Raw genomic sequence first — 16355 nt, 5'->3', positions numbered from 1 at the left:
CGCCCCTGTTCCTGTGGTCCGTCCGTGCAGGCTAGACGTCCAGCTGGTCGGCGACCGCGCGCAGCAGGCCCGCGATCTTCTTGCCGGAGGTCTTCTCCGGGTAGCGGCCCTTCTCGAGCATCGGAGTGATGTTCTCGAGGAGGGTCGTCAGGTCCTGCACGATGGAGGCCAGCTCGTCCGGCTTCTTGCGCTGCGCGGCCGCGACCGAGGGGGTCGGGTCGAGGAGCGTCACCGACAGCGCCTGGTCGCCCCGCTGACCGGCGACGACGCCGAACTCGACGCGCTGTCCCGGCTTGAGGGAGTCGACTCCGGCGGGAAGGACGGAGGAATGGACGAAGACGTCACCGCCGTCGTCGCGGGAGAGAAAGCCGAAGCCCTTCTCACTGTTGAACCACTTGACCTTGCCGGTGGGCACTTCCGTCCTCGTCCTCGTAATCGTCGGAAAACTGCTTCTGCAACGGGCTCTTGATAGCACTGGGGCGGGCCGCGTCAGGACCCGCCGGTATCCAGGCTAATGGTCTTGGGGCGGGTGACAAGACGTCGCCCGCTTGTTCCTTCGCGCCAGGAACTACCCTGGTCCGGTGCGTGACAAAACCCAAGCGAATTCCGCCGCGGCCGGTGACCGGCTGATCCGGGCCGGTGCCGTCGTGTTCTTCGTCGGCGCGCTGGCCACTCTGGTCACGGTGGCCCCGCTGTTCCTCGGCGCGAAGCCTTTCCCGACCTACATGTTCGGCCTGAGCATGCTCATGGGCGTCGGCTTCCTGATCGCGGGGGCGGGTGTCCTCCAATCGATCGCGGCCGGCCGCCGGCAGGCCCGCGAGGGCACCCGGTAGGCGACGCCCCCGCGCACGTTCGTCCTAAAAGGCCGTGCGGAAGGCCGAAAACCAATTCGGAAACTCGTTCAGATCGGCGAGTACGACGTCCGCGCCCGCCTCGCGCAGCTCCCCCGCGCCGCACGGCCCGGTGGCCACGGCCACCGACAGGGCGCCGGCCGTCCGGGCGCCGCGTACGTCCCCGACGTGGTCGCCCACGTACACCCGGGCGCCGTGCTCGCGCAGCGCCAGCGCCTTCTGCTCGGCCCACAGGTCGCCGACGACCGCGTCCGGGTCGAGGCCCAGGTGCTCCATGTGCAGCTTGGCGTGCGGCTCGTTCTTGGCCGTGACCACGATCGCGCGCCCGCCGGCCCGCCGTACGGCCGCGATCGCCTCGCGGGCGCCGGTCAGCGCGGGCGAGGCGGTGACGGCCATCGCCGGGTACATCTGGCGGTACAGCCCGATCATGCGCTCGATCTGGTCGGCCGGGAACCAGTTGCCCAGCTCCTGCGCGAGCGGCGGCCCGAGCCGCGTGACGGCGAGGTCGGCGTCGATGTAAGTCCCCGTCCGCTCGGACAGCGCCAGGTAGCAGGCGCGGATGCCGGGCCGGGAGTCGATCAGGGTCATGTCGAGGTCGAAGCCGACGGTCAGCGGGCGCGAGGTCATGGGGGCCATTGTGCCCAGGGCGCGGAACGGGGAGACCACCGGCCCGTGTGACCTACACCTTTCCGCACCGCGCGACCGGTTCCGCCGGCTCGCCCGCCCGCCGGCCCGGCACCGACGCCCGCGACCGCCTCCCGCCCTACCGCTGCCGCTGCGAGCGCCACACCAGGAAGAGCGCCGACAGGACGGCCGCGCCCCGGACCACCCACGGCCAGGTCTCGGCGATCGCCGCGTTCATGTGGCCCTGGGCGACGGGCGTGCCCCAGCGGCCGTCGCCGCGGCCCCACAGCCAGACCGCGCCCGCCACGACCGCCAGGCCCGGCATCCCCATGACCGCCCACTTCGACTCCAGGGCCGTCAGACGGCGGGAGGCGTACGCGATGACCCAGCCCAGCAGCAGGGCGAACCAGTTGCCGAGGACCGCGCCGGCCACGAGCAGCCCGGCCGCGAGCAGCAGCAGGGGGTTGTTCCACCGGCCCGTGCGCAGGGTCGGGAGGCGGCGGCGCAGGGAAGGGGCCTCCGGTACGGCCGTGGCGTCCTCGGCCGGTTCCACGGGCGGGGCGCCCCCGGTCCGCGCCTGTTTCTCCGGCCCCCTGGCCGGCGGGGTCTTGAGCAGTTCCGGGATCTCCACTCCGCCGACGAAGCCCGGCACGTCGTCGCCGATCCCGAAAGGGCTGCCGTCCGTCCGCCACCAGTCGGGCCGTGCGGTGGCGCCCCCGAGTTCCGCGGCGGTCGCCAGGTGGGGCGGGGCCGGGCCGTCGAAGGGCGCGGGGTCCTCCCGCGGCCGGGCGGGACGCGGCCGCGGCACCATCCGGCGCAGCCCCTTGGGCCGCTCCGGCTCCTCCTCGTCCCCGTCACGCTGGACGGGGACGGCGGAGGCCGACTGCTCGTACGGGCTCGTTCGGGCGTCCGTGCTCCGGCCGCCGGCGGCGGCCACGACCTCGTCGGGGCTGCCGAGGCGGTCGAGGATGCGGCGGACGGCGGCCGGGCTGTCGACGGCGGCCCTGGAGCGGCGCCGGTCGATCTCGTTGCGCAGCTCCGAGACCAGGCGCATCCGCGTGGCGGACGACAACTGCCGCTGGTGGGCCACGTCCCCGACGCGGCTCAAGTACTCGTAGACGACCTGGTCGCTCTCGATCCCCACGGAACCCCTCCGGGGCGACGGCGATGAACCCCGTGGGCACGAAGGTAGCGCAAGGCCCCCCTTCCCCTGGATCTCCGGCCCGCCCAACCAGCCCGTCCGGCGCTTGAGGACGAGACCGCCAAGGCCGAACGGGGACCGGGACACAGCCCCAGAGACGAAAACTCTCCGGCACCCGAAGAACCCGGCCGACCCCAACCAGCCCGTCCGGCGCTTGAGGACGAGGCCGTCAAGGCCGAAGGGGGTCTGGGGCACAGCCCCAGGGACGCGCACCCCCACCCACCCGCACCCCCGTCACCCCATCCGCCGGAGGCAACCACCCGCTAACGTGGACCGGATGAGCAGCGATGAGAAACCGCCGGCGCCGCGCTCGCTCGCCGAGGCGCTCCGCGCGCGCGACGACGCCTCCCTGGCCGCCCTCCTGCGCAGCCGGCCCGACCTCATCACCCCGGTCCCGACGGACCTCACGCAGCTGGCCACCCGCGCGGGGACCCGCGCCTCGGTGGTCCGCGCCCTGGAGCGGCTGAACCGCTTCGCCCTTCAGACGGCGGAGGCCCTGGCCGTGGCCGGCGACCCGGCGACGTACGACGAACTGCTCGGTCTGCTGGCCGGGGACGCCGGTGACCCGGCCGTCGCGGCGGCGCTGCCGCACGCCCTCGCCACCCTGCGCGAGCAGGCCCTCGTCTGGGGCGGCGACGACCGGCTGCGGCTGGTGCGCACGGCCCGGGAACTGCTCGCCCCGTCGGCGCAGCACCCGTCCCCGACCGGGCTCGGCCCGACGGTGCGGGAGGCGACGGCGGGCATGTCCCCGGGCCGGATCCAGGAGATCGTGACCACGGCCGGGCTCACCTCCACCCACGACTCCGTCTCCGCGGTGGCCGCGCTCACCGGCCTGTTCACGGACCGCAGGCGGATGGCCGCGCTGCTCGACGCGGCGCCGGCCGACTCCCTCGACGTACTCGACCGCCTGGTGTGGGGACCGCCGTACGGGCAGGTCACCGCCGACCCGGCAGCCCGGCTGCGCTGGCTGCTGGACCGCGGGCTGCTGCTGCCGACGGCGCCCGGCACGGTCGTGCTGCCCCGCGAGGCGGCCCTGCATCTGCGCGCGGGCCGCGCCCACCGCTCGCCCGAGCCGGTGCCGCCGCCGGTCGAGGCGGTCGCGGCGCACCGTCCACAGATGGTGGACAGCACGGCGGCCGGGCAGGCGTACACCGCCCTGGCGACCGTGGAGGAACTGCTCAAGGACTGGGACGAGGGCGGGCCGAACGTACTGCGCGCCGGCGGCCTGAGCGTGCGCGACCTCAAGCGCACCGCCGTCGCCCTCGACGTGAGCGAACCGGTCGCCGCCTTCTGGGTGGAACTCGCCTACGCGGCCGGTCTGCTGGCCTCCGACGGGGACGCGGACGAGCGGTACGCGGCGACCCCGGAGTACGACGACTGGCTGGAGCGGCCCGCCGCCGACCGCTGGGCGCAGCTCGCGCAGGCGTGGCTGGCGGCGACGCGGACGCCGGGGCTGGTCGGCGGCCGGGACGCCAAGGAACGCGCGCTGTCGGCGCTGGGCCCGGGGCTGGACCGGTCGGCGGCCCCTGAGGTGCGGCACCGGGTGCTGATCCTGCTGGCGGGGCTGCCTCAGGGCGCGGCTCCGTCCGCCGAGTCCCTGCTGGCCCGGCTGCGCTGGGAGCGCCCCCTGCGCGGGCCCCAGCGGGAGGACGACCTGCGCGGCCGGCTGGCGCGGTGGACGCTGTCGGAGGCGGAGCTGCTCGGGGTCACCGGGCGGGGCGCGCTGTCCGCGCACGGGCGGGCGCTGCTGGGGCTGCCGCCCGCGCCTGCGCCGGCCGAGGAGCCCGAGCCGGCGGGCCCGGGCGACAAGCTTCCCGTCCACCGGCACCACCGGCCGGCCGGCGGCCCCGAGACGGCCGCACCGGAACCCCTCTCCCCCGCCGAGCGGGCCGCGGCGGGCGCGGCGGCCGCCCGGGTGCTCGCCCCGCTGCTGCCCGAGCCGCTGGACCACGTACTGCTCCAGGCGGACCTCACCGCGGTGGCTCCCGGACCGCTACGGCGGCCGCTGGCCGGGCTGCTGGGCGTGCTGGCGGACGTGGAGTCGAAGGGCGGGGCGACCGTGTACCGGTTCACCCCGGCCTCGGTACGGCGGGCCCTGGACGCCGGCCGGACGGCGGCCGACCTGCACGCCTTCCTCGCCGAGCACTCCCGTACGCCGGTCCCGCAGCCGCTGGCGTACCTGATCGACGACGTGGCCCGCCGCCACGGCCATCTGCGGGTCGGCGCGGCCTCGGCGTACGTCCGCTGCGACGACGACGCGCTGCTGAACGAGATCCTCGCCGACCGCCGCTCCGCCGGTCTGCGCCTGCGCCGTCTCGCGCCGACCGTGCTCGCGGCGCAGGCCGACCCGGCGACGCTGCTGGAGGGCCTGCGGGCGATGGGCTACGCCCCGGCCGCCGAGTCCGCCGAGGGCGACGTCCTGATCACCCGCGCCGACGCGCACCGCACCGGGCCGCGCGCGGCGCCCGAGCCGGTCCCGGAGGGGCCGCCGGCCCCGGACGCCACCCTGCTGTCCGCCGCGATCCGCGCGATCCGGGCGGGCGACCTGGCCTCCACCGCCCCGCGCAAGCCGTCCGCGTCCGCGGCGGCACCGGCCGACGGGGAGCTGCCGCGCACCAGCTCCGCGGAGACCCTCGCCACCATGCAGGCCGCCGTGCTCACCGGGGAGGCCCTGTGGATCGGGTACGTCAACGCGGAGGGCGCCGCCAGCCAGCGGGTCATCGCGCCGATCCGGGTCGAGGGCGGCTTCGTGACGGCGTACGACCACACCGCCGACGAGGTCCGCACCTACCCGCTGCACCGCGTCACGGGCGTGGCCGAGCTGGCGGACGACCAGCCGTGATCGCCCGCCGGTAGGGCACACTGGACGTTTGGCCGCACCATGAAGGCCGTAGCGAAAGGGTGCCGCGCGTGAATGGTCCGCTGATCGTCCAGTCCGACAAGACCCTGCTCCTGGAAGTCGACCACGAGCGGGCCGACGACTGCCGCCGGGCCATCGCCCCGTTCGCCGAGCTGGAGCGTGCGCCCGAGCACATCCACACCTACCGGGTGACCCCGCTCGGCCTGTGGAACGCCCGCGCGGCCGGGCACGACGCCGAGCAGGTCGTGGACGCGCTCGTGGAGTACAGCCGCTACCCGGTGCCGCACGCGCTGCTCGTCGACATCGCCGAGACGATGGACCGCTACGGGCGGCTGACGCTCAGCAAGCACCCGGCGCACGGGCTGGTGCTGACCACCACCGACCGGCCGGTGCTGGAGGAGGTGCTGAAGTCCAAGCGGATCGCCCCGCTGGTCGGCGCCCGCATCGATCCCGACACGGTGGCCGTGCACCCCTCCGAGCGCGGGCAGATCAAGCAGACGCTGCTGAAGCTGGGCTGGCCCGCCGAGGACCTCGCCGGGTACGTGGACGGCGAGGCGCACCCGATCGAGCTGCGCGAGGACGGCTGGACGCTCAGGCCGTACCAGAAGCAGGCGGTGGAGAACTTCTGGCACGGCGGCAGCGGCGTGGTCGTGCTGCCCTGCGGCGCGGGCAAGACGCTGGTCGGCGCGGGCTCGATGGCGCAGGCGAAATCGACCACCCTGATCCTCGTCACGAACACCGTCTCCGCCCGGCAGTGGAAGCACGAGCTGGTGCGGCGGACGTCGCTGACCGAGGACGAGATCGGCGAGTACAGCGGCACGAGGAAGGAGATCCGCCCGGTCACCATCGCCACCTACCAGGTGCTGACGACCCGGCGAAAGGGCGTCTACCCGCACCTGGAGCTGTTCGACTCCCGCGACTGGGGGCTGATCGTCTACGACGAGGTGCACCTGCTGCCCGCGCCGGTCTTCAAGTTCACCGCGGACCTTCAGGCGCGGCGGCGGCTGGGCCTGACCGCGACGCTGGTGCGGGAGGACGGCCGCGAGTCGGACGTGTTCTCGCTGATCGGGCCGAAGCGGTTCGACGCGCCGTGGAAGGAGATCGAGGCGCAGGGCTACATCGCGCCCGCGGACTGCGTCGAGGTCCGGGTGAACCTGACGGACTCCGAGCGGCTGGCGTACGCCACCGCCGAGACCGAGGAGAAGTACCGCTTCTGCGCGACGACGGCCACCAAGCGGCGGGTCACGGAGGCGATCGTGCGCCGCTTCGCCGGGCAGCAGATCCTGGTCATCGGCCAGTACATCGACCAACTCGACGAGCTGGGCGAGCACTTGAACGCGCCCGTGATCAAGGGCGAGACGTCCAACGCGCAGCGCGAGAAGCTCTTCGACGCCTTCCGGGAGGGCGAGATCAGCGTGCTGGTGGTCTCCAAGGTGGCGAACTTCTCGATCGACCTGCCGGAGGCGACGGTCGCCGTCCAGGTGTCGGGCACGTTCGGCTCGCGCCAGGAGGAGGCCCAGCGCCTCGGCCGGGTCCTGCGGCCCAAGGCGGACGGCCACCAGGCGCACTTCTACTCGGTGGTGGCCCGCGACACCATCGACCAGGACTTCGCCGCCCACCGGCAGCGGTTCCTGGCCGAGCAGGGCTACGCCTACCGGATCGTCGACGCGGACGAGATCCTGTCCGAGGGCTGATCGCCGCTCCCCGTTCCGCCCGGCCGGAACGGGGGCAGGCGGAGCGCCGCCGCCGCGAGCAGGGCCAGCCCGAGCAGCGCGTAGGGCGAGGCGAACGGTTCCTGCCACCACGGGATGCGCAGGTCAAGGTCGCCCTCGCGGGGGATCAGCCACATCGTGCGGGCCGTGAAGAGGACCGTGGTGAGTGCCGCCCAGCCGTGCCGGCCCTCCGCCAGCAGGACGGCGATCAGCGGGACGCACCACACCCAGTGGTGGGACCAGCTGATCGGTGAGACCAGCAGCGCGGTGAACGCCGTCAGCAGGACGCCCCACCGCTCGTCGGGCGCCCGGCGCGCCAGCCACAGACCGGCCGCGGCCACCGCGAGCGAGGGCAGCACCCAGGCCAGGCCGGGTGCCTGCTCCCGCAGCGCGCGGGCGACCAGGCCCTGGAGGGACTGGTTGGCGATGATCCACGGCTTGCCCACGCGGCCGGTCTCGTACAGGTGGCGGGTGAAGAAGTCCCAGGTGGCGGTGGGCACGACGAGGCCGCCCACGGCGACGGTCGCGGCGAACGCGGCCGCGCCCCCGGCCGCCTCGCGTCCGCGCCCCCGCAGGAGCAGGTACACCAGGAAGATGCCCGGGGTGAGTTTGATCCCGGCGGCGATGCCGAGCGCGACGCCCCGGGCGCGGGCGCCGGGCGGCCGGGTGAGGTCCCACAGGACCAGGCAGGCGACGGCCAGGTTGACCTGGCCGTAGATGAAGGTCTGGAAGACCGGTTCGAGCCAGAGGGCGAGGGCGGTGGCGGTGCACAGCAGGGGCAGGCCGGCCGGGCGGCCCGCCAGCCGGGCGGAGAGGTGCACCAGCCAGACGAGCAGGAACGTGTTGCCCACCAGGAACGCGGCCTTCAGGACCGGCACCGGCAGCCAGGCCAGCGGCACGAACAGCACCGCGGCGAACGGCGGGTAGGTGGCCGACAGTTGCCCCTCGGTGACTCTCAGTCCGTACAGATCGCCGCCGTGGACGACGGCACGGCCCTCGGCCCGGTAGACCACCGCGTCGGGCATCGGCACGCGCAGTACGGCGAACAGCACTGCCAGCGCGACGAGGGAGACGGCGAGGAGGACAAGGGACATTCCCGCACGTGACCGCAGGGCCACCGTCGTCCGATCTTCCACGGACCCGACCCTAGTTGGTCACTTGCGGCGGACGCCCGCCTCCTCGCCGTATTCGCCCAGGACGACCACGTCGAACGCGGCGCCCGCGAAGACCTTGACGGCCCGCAGGGCGTCGCCCAGACGGTGGTGGTGGTCGCCCAGGACGGCGGTGGCGCCGGCCGGGCGTCCGGAGGAAGCGGGGTGAAGGGTCGCTGCGCTCATGGCTCAATGGTGGAACTCGGGGCACTGGGCCGGCATCGGTCCGCGGTGCCGGCCCCTTCGCCCGCCGTGTACCCCTCCGGAGGGATCGCACCCCTCCGGAGGGCGGACGCCCCCGGGCGGCTTCCCGTAGGGGGCGCCTCACCACGGCCGGCTTCCCCGGAGGGTGGAAGGCCGCACAATTCATTGGCCTCCGCCACCCGGGGCGTCCTAGAATCTCCGCTCTTGCCCGCCTCCCCACACGGAGCGCCGCCGTCCGGACGGAAACCGGTCGGCCCTCACCGCAGCCGCCCGTCCCGCAGGTCCACCGGAGGCACCCCCTTGTCGTCCTCGTCCCCGCCCGCCGGCCCCGATGTCCCACCCGGCTCCGCCGACGACCCGCTGGCCCGTGAAAGATCCCATCTGACCGCGTCCCGCGGCGCGTTGCGGGCGATGCGCGAGGACGTCGAGTCGCTCGACATCCGCGACGTCACCGCGAACTGGGTCAACGCCGCCGTCCTCGCCCGGCAGATCGACGACCGCATCAAGGCGCTGGCCGACCTCAGCGACACCCCGCTGTTCTTCGGCCGCCTCGACTACCTGCGCCCGCCGGGCGCGGACCGGGCCGAGGGCGCGGAAGGGGAGCGGTTCTACATCGGGCGCCGGCATGTGCACGACGCGGGCGGCGACCCGATGGTGATCGACTGGCGCGCGCCGGTCTCGCAGCCGTTCTACCGGGCGTCCAGGAAGGACCCGATGGACGTCGGGCTGCGCCGCCGCTTCGGCTACACGGGCGGCGACCTCACGGCGTACGAGGACGAGCACCTTTCCGACCCGGCGGAGACGGCCGGCACCAGCAAACTGCTCCAGCAGGAGATCGAGCGCCCCCGCGTGGGCCCGATGCGCGACATCGTCGCCACCATCCAGCCCGAGCAGGACGAGATCGTGCGCGGCGGCCTGTCCGGCACCGTCTGCGTGCAGGGCGGCCCCGGCACCGGGAAGACCGCGGTCGGCCTGCACCGGGTCGCCTACCTCCTGTACGCCCACCGGGAGCGGCTCGCCCGCACCGGCACCCTGGTCATCGGGCCGAACCGGTCCTTCCTGCACTACATCGAGCAAGTGCTGCCCGCGCTGGGCGAATTGACGGTGCGCCAGGCCACGGTGGACGACCTGGTGGCCCATGTGGAGGTACGCGGCGCGGACGAGGCGGCGGCGGCGCTCGTCAAGGGCGACGCCCGGATGGCCGAGGTGCTGCGGCGGGCCGTGTACGCGCAGGTGGCCCTGCCGGACGAGCCGGTCGTCGTGGTGCGCGGCTCACGCCGCTGGCGTGTCCCGGCGTACGAACTCCAGGACATCGTGCGCGAGTTGCTGGACCGCGGGATCCGCTACGGTGCGGCCCGCGAGGCCCTGCCGCAGCGCGTCGCGCACGCCGTGCTGGTGCAGATGGAGCGCGCGGGCGAGGCCCCCGACGACCGGGTGCAGGACGCCGTGGCCCGCAACGCGGCGGTGAAGGCCGCCGTGAAGACGATCTGGCCGCCGGTCGATCCGGCCAGGCTCGTCCTGCGGCTGCTGACGGACGCGGACTTCCTCGCCGAGCACGCGGCGGGGATCCTCACCGAGGAGGAGCGCAAGACGATCCTGTGGGCGAAGCCCGTGCGGTCGGTGAAGTCCGCCCGGTGGTCGGCCGCGGACGCGGTGCTGGTCGACGAGGCGGCCGACCTGGTGGAGCGCACGCACTCGCTGGGGCACGTGGTGCTGGACGAGGCGCAGGACCTCTCCCCCATGCAGTACCGGGCGGTCGGGCGGCGCTGCACGACCGGTTCCGCGACCGTCCTCGGCGACCTGGCGCAGGGCACCACGCCGTGGGCGACCCGGACCTGGGAGGAGGCCCTGGCCCACCTCGGCAAGTCCGACGGCCTGATCGAGGAGCTGACGGCGGGGTTCCGCGTGCCGACGGACGTCATCACCTACGCCTCCCGGCTGCTCCCGCACATCGCCCCGGGCCTGACGCCGGTCGCGTCGGTGCGGGAGAACCCGGGCTTCTTCGAGGTCCGCCCGGTCACCGCGGACGCCGAAGTGGTCGCCGCCTGCGAGGAGTTGCTGCGCAACGAGGGCTCGACGGGCCTGATCGCCGCCGATGCCCGCGTCCCCGCCCTGGCCGAGGCGCTCACCGCGGCGGGCCTGACCCACCTCTCCCCCGGCGAGGAGACGACCCGGCGGACCCGGCTGACCCTGGTCCCGGCCTCCCTGGCCAAGGGCCTGGAGTACGACTACGTGGTGCTGGACGAACCGGGCGCCGTGGTCGACGGCGAACCCGACGAACGCACCGGCCTGCGCCGCCTCTACGTCTCCCTGACCCGAGCGGTGTCGGGCCTGATCGTGACCCACGCGGCCCCGCTGCCCGAGCAGCTGGCCGAGGCCGGCGGTGCGATTGCGGTCCTCCCGGCGACGGTCTGAGGTACCTGGCCCGCACCTGGCGGTAAGCGCCTGCCCGGCGGGCGGCTCCGGCCCGGCGGCCGTCCCGCGCCGTCCCGCGCCCGGCGGGCGTCCCGCGACCGTCGCTCGACCGTGAACCGGCGGGCGTCCCGTGACCGGCGGGCGACTCCAGCCCGGCGGCCGACCCGCGACCGGCGCTCGACCCGCGACCGCCGCTGGTCCCGTGACCGGCGGTCGTCCCGCGACCGGCGGGCGACTCCGGCCCGGCGGCCGTCCCGCGACCGGCGCTCATCCCGCGTCGAGGACCGCGCGCCACCGCGCCACCGCGTCGGCGCCGACCGGGCCGGTCCAGCCGTCGGGGCGGGCCGCGCCGCCGATGTGGAAGGCGTCGATGCCGGCGGCCCGCAGCGGCGGGACGTGTTCGAGGCGCAGTCCGCCCCCGACCATGATCCGCTGCTCGTACCCGGGCTGCCCGCTCCGGGCCGCCTCCGCGACCAGAACCGGGAGCCCGTCGTCCACCCCGCCCGCCGCGCCGGCGGTCAGATAGGTGTCCAGGCCGGGCAGACCCTCCAGCCGCTTGCGCAGCGCCTCGCGGTCGGCGGCCCGGTCGATGGCCCGGTGGAAGGTCCACCGGCACCCCTCCAGTACGGCGACCAGCCGCTCCACGGCCGCCAGGTCCACCCCGCCGTCCGCGTCGAGGAACCCGAGCACGAACTCCTCGGCGCCCGCGGCCCGCAGCTCCCCGGTGATCCCCGCCAGCCGCTCCACGTCGTCCGCGGCGAACCCGTCCGCGAGCCGCAGCATCACCCGCAGCGGGATGTCGACGGCGGCACGGATCCCGGCGAACGTCGCGGCCGACGGGGTGAGCCCGTCGGCCGCCATGTCGGTGACCAGTTCGAGGCGGTCCGCGCCCCCGGCCTGGGCGGCGACCGCGTCCTCGGCGTCGAGGGCGATCACCTCCAGGACTGCACGCGTGCTCATAGGACCCCTTTCCTCGGCTTCCCCTGGAGCGGACAGGTCTAGTCCAATCTCAGGGTACGCCCGCGGGGTCCGGGAGCCGAGGACCGGTCACCCGAAGATGTTCAGTTCCCCCTTCTCCGCGCCGGCGAGTTCGTATCCGGCGCCGCCGTCCGGCACCGGGCGGCCCGCGTAGAGCCGTACCAGCGTGGCGGAGCCGCCGATGTAACGCGCCGGGGGCCGCTCCCCGCTCAGGTCGCCGAAGCGCAGCGGCTCGTCCCGGTCGTCGAGGTCGGCGTGCAGCGGCAGATGGCCCTTCTCGCGGGTGGCCCGGGCCAGGAGCACGAGCGCGTGCGGCTGTCCGGGGCCGGCGTACGCCCCCGGCTCGCCGAGCGTCTCGCGCACGTCACCCGAGTGCACCCACTCGCCCAGCGCCAGCGTGTCCAGCACCCCGCCGGCCGCGGCGATCACCGGCCCGGCCTCGGTCATCCCGCGCTCCAGCTCGTCCACGACCATCGCGTTGGTCCAGTCGGCCCGCTCGGCGATGTCCCGGTCGTTGCTCTCGGGCGAGAACACGCCCCGGCCCAGCCGGCCCTCCACCGCCCTGAGCAGCGCGGCGGAACAGTGCGCGAGCACGTCCCGCACCGTCCAGCCCGGACAGGCCGCGGTCGGCAGCGCGAAGTCCGCCTCCGGCCTGGCCCGCAGCAGCGGGATCAGCACATCCCGCTCGGTCGTGAGCAGCCGCCCGGGCAGCTCGGGGTCCCGTACGTCGTGCGCGTCGACAGAAGTCATACCGTCCACGCTAGGTCCTGTCGTCAACCCGCACGGGAGAGGACCGCCCGGAAATGGGCCGCACGGGAGGGGACCACTCGGGAGAGGACCACTCGGGAGAGGACCGCACGGGAGAGGACCGCACGGGAGAATGGGACGCATGGCCGATCACGCCGACCTCGACGCCCTGCGCGACCGTTTCACCCGCGCCCTGGAGAACGCCCGCGGCCCCGGCGGCGGACCCGACCCGGTGCCGTACGCCGACAACCTGCTGGCCCGCTGGCGGGAGCCGCAGCGGCACTACCACACGCTCACGCACCTCACCGCGGTCCTCGACCACATCGACGTACTGGAGGCGCACGCGGACGATCCGGACGTGGTCCGGCTCGCGGCCTGGTTCCACGACGCGGTGTACCTCCCGGAGCGGTCCGAGAACGAGGAGCGCTCGGCCCGCCTCGCCGAACGCGCGCTGGCCGAGGCCGGCGTCCCGGCGGAGAGGACCGGCGAGGCCGCCCGGCTGGTCCGGCTGACCGTCACCCACGACCCGGCCGAGGACGACCCGAACGGCCAGGTCCTGTGCGACGCCGACCTGGCGATCCTCGCCGCGCCGCCGTCCGCGTACGCCGCCTACACCGCCGCCGTGCGCGAGGAGTACCACTTCGTGCCCGGCGACGCCTTCCGCGCCGGCCGCTCCGCGATCCTGCGCGAACTCCTCGCCCTGCCGAGCCTGTTCAGGACCCCGCACGGGCGGCGGGCGTGGGAGCCGACGGCCCGGTACAACCTCCGCGGCGAGCTGGAAATGCTCTCGCTCCCGGACCGCCCGTATGCCTAGGCTGCGCCCCATGCGTGCATGGGGCGGGGAACAGGTGGAGGCGGCCGTCGCGGGCGCCGTGGCGCTGCTGCGGACGGCGACGGACCGGGACTGGGACGGTGTAGCGGCCGGGCGGCTGGAGTGGAGCTGCCGGCGGACCGCCGAGCACATCGCGAGCGATCTGATCGCCTACGCCGGGCAGTTGGCCGGGCGTGCGCAGTCCGCGTACGTCCCCTTCGACATCACCCTCGACGAGGGCACCGGCAACGCGGGCGTCCTGGACGTGATCGAGGCCACCGGCACCCTGCTCGCCGCCGCCGTCCGCACCACCCCGCGTCAGGTGCGGGCCTTCCACCCGTACCCCTTCCGCAGCGCCGACCGCGAGGGCTTCGCCGCGATGGGCGTGGCCGAGGTACTGCTGCACACGCACGACATCGCCCAGGGACTGCGCCTGCCCTACGAGCCGCCCGCCGAGCTGTGCGAGGACCTGCTCACCCGCCTCTTCCCGCACGTCCAGCCGTGCGCCGCCCCCTGGCCGACCCTGCTGTGGGCCACCGGCCGCGGGGAACTGCCCGGCCGTGCCCCGGTCACCGGGTGGAAGTGGACCAACCCGCTCGCGATTCCCGCCGGGCGGCTCACCCTGGAGGGCGTCACCCCGGCCGCCGCCCGCGATCTGAGCGCCGGCGGGGACGGCGGTTTCCCGTGGGTGGAGGGCGGCCCGTGCCAGGGCACCCGGGAGGCCGCCGGGATGGTGGCGAAGGCGTACGAGGCGGGGCTGCACCGGCCCGAGTGGGGGATGTTCGTGCTGGTGCGGCGGGAGGACGGCCGCGCGGTCGGCGGGATGGGCTTCCACGGACCTCCCGACGAGGAGGGGCGGGCCGAGATCGGCTACGACCTCGCCGTGACCGCCCGCGGCAACGGCCACGCCACCGAGGCGCTGCGGGCCCTGACGGCGTGGGCGCGGGCCCGGGACGAGGTCCGGACGCTGTTCGCCACCGTCGAGCCGGACAACCTGCCCTCGCAACGGGTCCTCGGACGCGCCGGGTTCACCCGGGTGGGCACGGACGGGGAACTTCTCGCCTACGAACTGCGCGGCTGAGCACGGCCCTTGGGGCGGCGGAGCCCGGACGCGTGCAGCAGCCTCACCACTTCGCGGCTGCCGACCTCGACCGCTCCGGCGGCGACCGCGTCCGCGTAGCGGTGGGACGGGAGGTCGTAGTGGTCGCGTTCGAAGGCGCGGCGCGGGACGCCCAGGCGCTCGGCGAAGCGGTGGAGTTCGTCGTAGGAGACGTCGCTGACGAGGTGGGACCACATCCGGCCGTGGCCGGGCCAGGTCGGCGGATCGATGTAGACGGTCACGGGGCGACCGCCGGGCGCCCGGGCGCTCCCCGCCGCGCCACCGCCGGGTCGGCCGCCCTCACGACGACGGCCCCCCGCCGATCGCCCGCCCGAGGGCCCCGACCGGAGCGACCTTCACGCCCGCCTGGGCGCACACCCAGTGCGGGTCGGGACCCAGCTCCGGTTCGACGTCCAGCGCGTGCGGGTCGCCGGAGCCGCACACCGGGCACAGCGGCCAGCGGCCGTACCGCTCCAGCAGCGCGTCCTGGACGTCCTGCGCGACCAGCCCGGCCACGTACGCCGCGCCGTCCGGCCACTGCTCCACCCACCAGCGGCGCTGCACCACGGACTCCTCCACCAGCGAGACCACGTCCGCCTCGGCCACCTCCCCCGCGACCAGATCGGCGAGGACGAGGGCGCGGGCGGCGTGCAGGGCCTGCTCCAAGGGGCTGATGGGGTCCATGCCTCCATTGTGCGCACTCTTGACCGCACCCCCGAAACGAAAATATCTTTCACCATGTGACCCAGCACGTGAAGGAAACTTTCGCAAGCGGCAGCGTCCCGGGCGGCGCACTCCCCGCTCCCCCCGCGCCCGCCGCGCTCGCGGCCAAGGTCCGCACCCTCGCCCCCTCGATGACCCGCTCCATGCAGCGCGTCGCCGAGGCCGTGGCGAGCGACCCGGCCGGCTGCGCGGCCCTCACGGTCACCGGCCTCGCCGAGCTCACCGGCACCAGCGAGGCCACCGTCGTGCGCACCGCACGCCTGCTCGGCTACCCCGGCTACCGCGACCTGCGCCTGGCCCTCGCCGGGCTCGCCGCCCAGCAGCAGTCCGGCCGCGCGCCCGCGATCACCACGGACATCGCGGTGGACGACCCGATCGCCGACGTCGTCGCCAAGCTCGCCTACGACGAGCAGCAGACCCTCGCCGACACCGCCGCCGGGCTCGACACCGTGCAGCTCGGCGCGGCCGTCACCGCGCTGGCCGCCGCCCGCCGCACCGATGTGTACGGCATCGGCGCCTCCGGCCTGGTCGCCCAGGACCTCACCCAGAAACTGCTGCGCATAGGGCTGATAGCCCACGCGCACAGCGACCCGCACCTCGCCGTCACCAACGCCGTGCAACTGCGCGCGGGGGACGTGGCGATCGCGATCACCCACTCGGGCTCGACCGGCGACGTCATCGAACCGCTGCGCGTCGCCTTCGATCACGGCGCCACCACGATCGCCGTCACCGGACGGCCCGACGCGTCCGTCGCCCAGTACGCCGACCACGTCCTGACCACCTCGACGGCCCGCGAGAGCGAGCTGCGCCCGGCGGCGATGTCGTCCCGGACCAGCCAACTGCTCGTCGTGGACTGCCTGTTCGTGGGCGTGGCGCAGCGGACGTACGAGACGGCCGCACCGGCGCTCGCCGCCTCCTACGAGGCACTGGCCCACCGGCACCGCAACTCGTCGCGGTAGACCTGCCGGGACCGGCCGTC

General features: G+C 74.8%; 16 protein-coding genes. 7 read left to right on the top strand and 9 right to left on the bottom strand.

From position 1 onward, the window contains the following. Positions 1-31: 31 nt before the first annotated feature. Complete coding sequence (locus ACIQ9G_RS24010; RefSeq protein WP_356186166.1) at positions 32-415, bottom strand: cold-shock protein; 384 nt, start codon at positions 413-415, stop codon at positions 32-34. A 166-nt stretch (positions 416-581) separates the two neighbouring features. Here ACIQ9G_RS24010 and ACIQ9G_RS24005 point away from each other — a divergent pair, with 166 nt between their 5' ends. Next, positions 582-833, top strand: coding sequence for a hypothetical protein (locus tag ACIQ9G_RS24005; RefSeq protein WP_403612980.1), 252 nt, complete (start codon positions 582-584; stop codon positions 831-833). A gap of 24 nt (positions 834-857) precedes the next feature. Here ACIQ9G_RS24005 and ACIQ9G_RS24000 read toward each other — a convergent pair whose 3' ends face one another. Both ACIQ9G_RS24000 and ACIQ9G_RS23995 read right to left on the bottom strand, forming a co-directional pair. Further along, positions 858-1478 carry an HAD family hydrolase gene (locus tag ACIQ9G_RS24000; RefSeq protein ID WP_403612978.1) on the bottom strand — a complete coding sequence of 207 codons (621 nt, stop codon included), beginning with the start codon at positions 1476-1478 and terminating at the stop codon, positions 858-860. Between the two features lie 136 nt (positions 1479-1614). Further along, entirely contained in the window at positions 1615-2619 is a 1005-nt protein-coding gene (locus ACIQ9G_RS23995) for a hypothetical protein (protein ID WP_403612975.1), read from the bottom strand. A 334-nt stretch (positions 2620-2953) separates the two neighbouring features. On the opposite strand from ACIQ9G_RS23995, the gene ACIQ9G_RS23990 reads away from it, so the two are divergent. Further along, on the top strand, positions 2954-5518 hold the full coding sequence (locus tag ACIQ9G_RS23990) for a helicase-associated domain-containing protein (protein ID WP_403612973.1): 2565 nt from the start codon (positions 2954-2956) through the stop codon (positions 5516-5518). 68 nt (positions 5519-5586) lie between these two features. Beyond that, a complete protein-coding gene (locus ACIQ9G_RS23985) occupies positions 5587-7230 on the top strand; it encodes a DNA repair helicase XPB (protein WP_403612970.1) in 1644 nt (547 codons plus the stop codon). Here the strand turns inward: ACIQ9G_RS23985 and ACIQ9G_RS23980 are convergent. Then, positions 7188-8342 (bottom strand): glycosyltransferase 87 family protein, encoded by a 1155-nt coding sequence (locus ACIQ9G_RS23980; RefSeq protein WP_403612968.1) that lies wholly within the window; start codon positions 8340-8342, stop codon positions 7188-7190. The genes ACIQ9G_RS23985 and ACIQ9G_RS23980 overlap by 43 nt on opposite strands. Before the next feature lie 60 nt (positions 8343-8402). Then, entirely contained in the window at positions 8403-8585 is a 183-nt protein-coding gene (locus tag ACIQ9G_RS23975) for a hypothetical protein (protein ID WP_403612966.1), read from the bottom strand. A 318-nt stretch (positions 8586-8903) separates the two neighbouring features. Here ACIQ9G_RS23975 and ACIQ9G_RS23970 point away from each other — a divergent pair, with 318 nt between their 5' ends. After that, a complete protein-coding gene (locus ACIQ9G_RS23970; RefSeq protein WP_403612963.1) occupies positions 8904-11018 on the top strand; it encodes a HelD family protein in 2115 nt (704 codons plus the stop codon). Between the two features lie 267 nt (positions 11019-11285). Here ACIQ9G_RS23970 and ACIQ9G_RS23965 read toward each other — a convergent pair whose 3' ends face one another. Together ACIQ9G_RS23965 and ACIQ9G_RS23960 are read right to left on the bottom strand one after the other, a co-directional pair. Continuing rightward, positions 11286-11978 carry a copper homeostasis protein CutC gene (locus ACIQ9G_RS23965; protein ID WP_403612960.1) on the bottom strand — a complete coding sequence of 231 codons (693 nt, stop codon included), beginning with the start codon at positions 11976-11978 and terminating at the stop codon, positions 11286-11288. Between the two features lie 87 nt (positions 11979-12065). After that, entirely contained in the window at positions 12066-12746 is a 681-nt protein-coding gene (locus ACIQ9G_RS23960) for a maleylpyruvate isomerase family mycothiol-dependent enzyme (protein ID WP_403612958.1), read from the bottom strand. 139 nt (positions 12747-12885) lie between these two features. On the opposite strand from ACIQ9G_RS23960, the gene ACIQ9G_RS23955 reads away from it, so the two are divergent. Beyond that, entirely contained in the window at positions 12886-13557 is a 672-nt protein-coding gene (locus ACIQ9G_RS23955) for a hypothetical protein (protein ID WP_403612955.1), read from the top strand. 10 nt (positions 13558-13567) lie between these two features. Continuing rightward, positions 13568-14635 carry a GNAT family N-acetyltransferase gene (locus tag ACIQ9G_RS23950; RefSeq protein ID WP_403612952.1) on the top strand — a complete coding sequence of 356 codons (1068 nt, stop codon included), beginning with the start codon at positions 13568-13570 and terminating at the stop codon, positions 14633-14635. On the opposite strand, the gene ACIQ9G_RS23945 is transcribed toward ACIQ9G_RS23950, so the two are convergent. Next, positions 14617-14895, bottom strand: coding sequence for a DUF4031 domain-containing protein (locus ACIQ9G_RS23945; RefSeq protein ID WP_403612950.1), 279 nt, complete (start codon positions 14893-14895; stop codon positions 14617-14619). The two genes, ACIQ9G_RS23950 and ACIQ9G_RS23945, sit on opposite strands and share 19 nt — an antisense overlap. 58 nt (positions 14896-14953) lie before the next feature. Beyond that, a complete protein-coding gene (locus ACIQ9G_RS23940) occupies positions 14954-15337 on the bottom strand; it encodes a hypothetical protein (protein ID WP_403612947.1) in 384 nt (127 codons plus the stop codon). A gap of 56 nt (positions 15338-15393) precedes the next feature. On the opposite strand from ACIQ9G_RS23940, the gene ACIQ9G_RS23935 reads away from it, so the two are divergent. After that, on the top strand, positions 15394-16335 hold the full coding sequence (locus tag ACIQ9G_RS23935; RefSeq protein ID WP_403612944.1) for a MurR/RpiR family transcriptional regulator: 942 nt from the start codon (positions 15394-15396) through the stop codon (positions 16333-16335). Positions 16336-16355 lie beyond the last annotated feature (20 nt).

It is taken from the genome of Streptomyces sp. NPDC096152 (genome assembly GCF_044763235.1).
Taxonomy (GTDB): Bacteria; Actinomycetota; Actinomycetes; order Streptomycetales; family Streptomycetaceae; genus Streptomyces.
The sequence above is the reverse complement of the archived record's forward strand: the minus strand, read 5'-3'. Positions and strand labels throughout refer to the sequence as shown.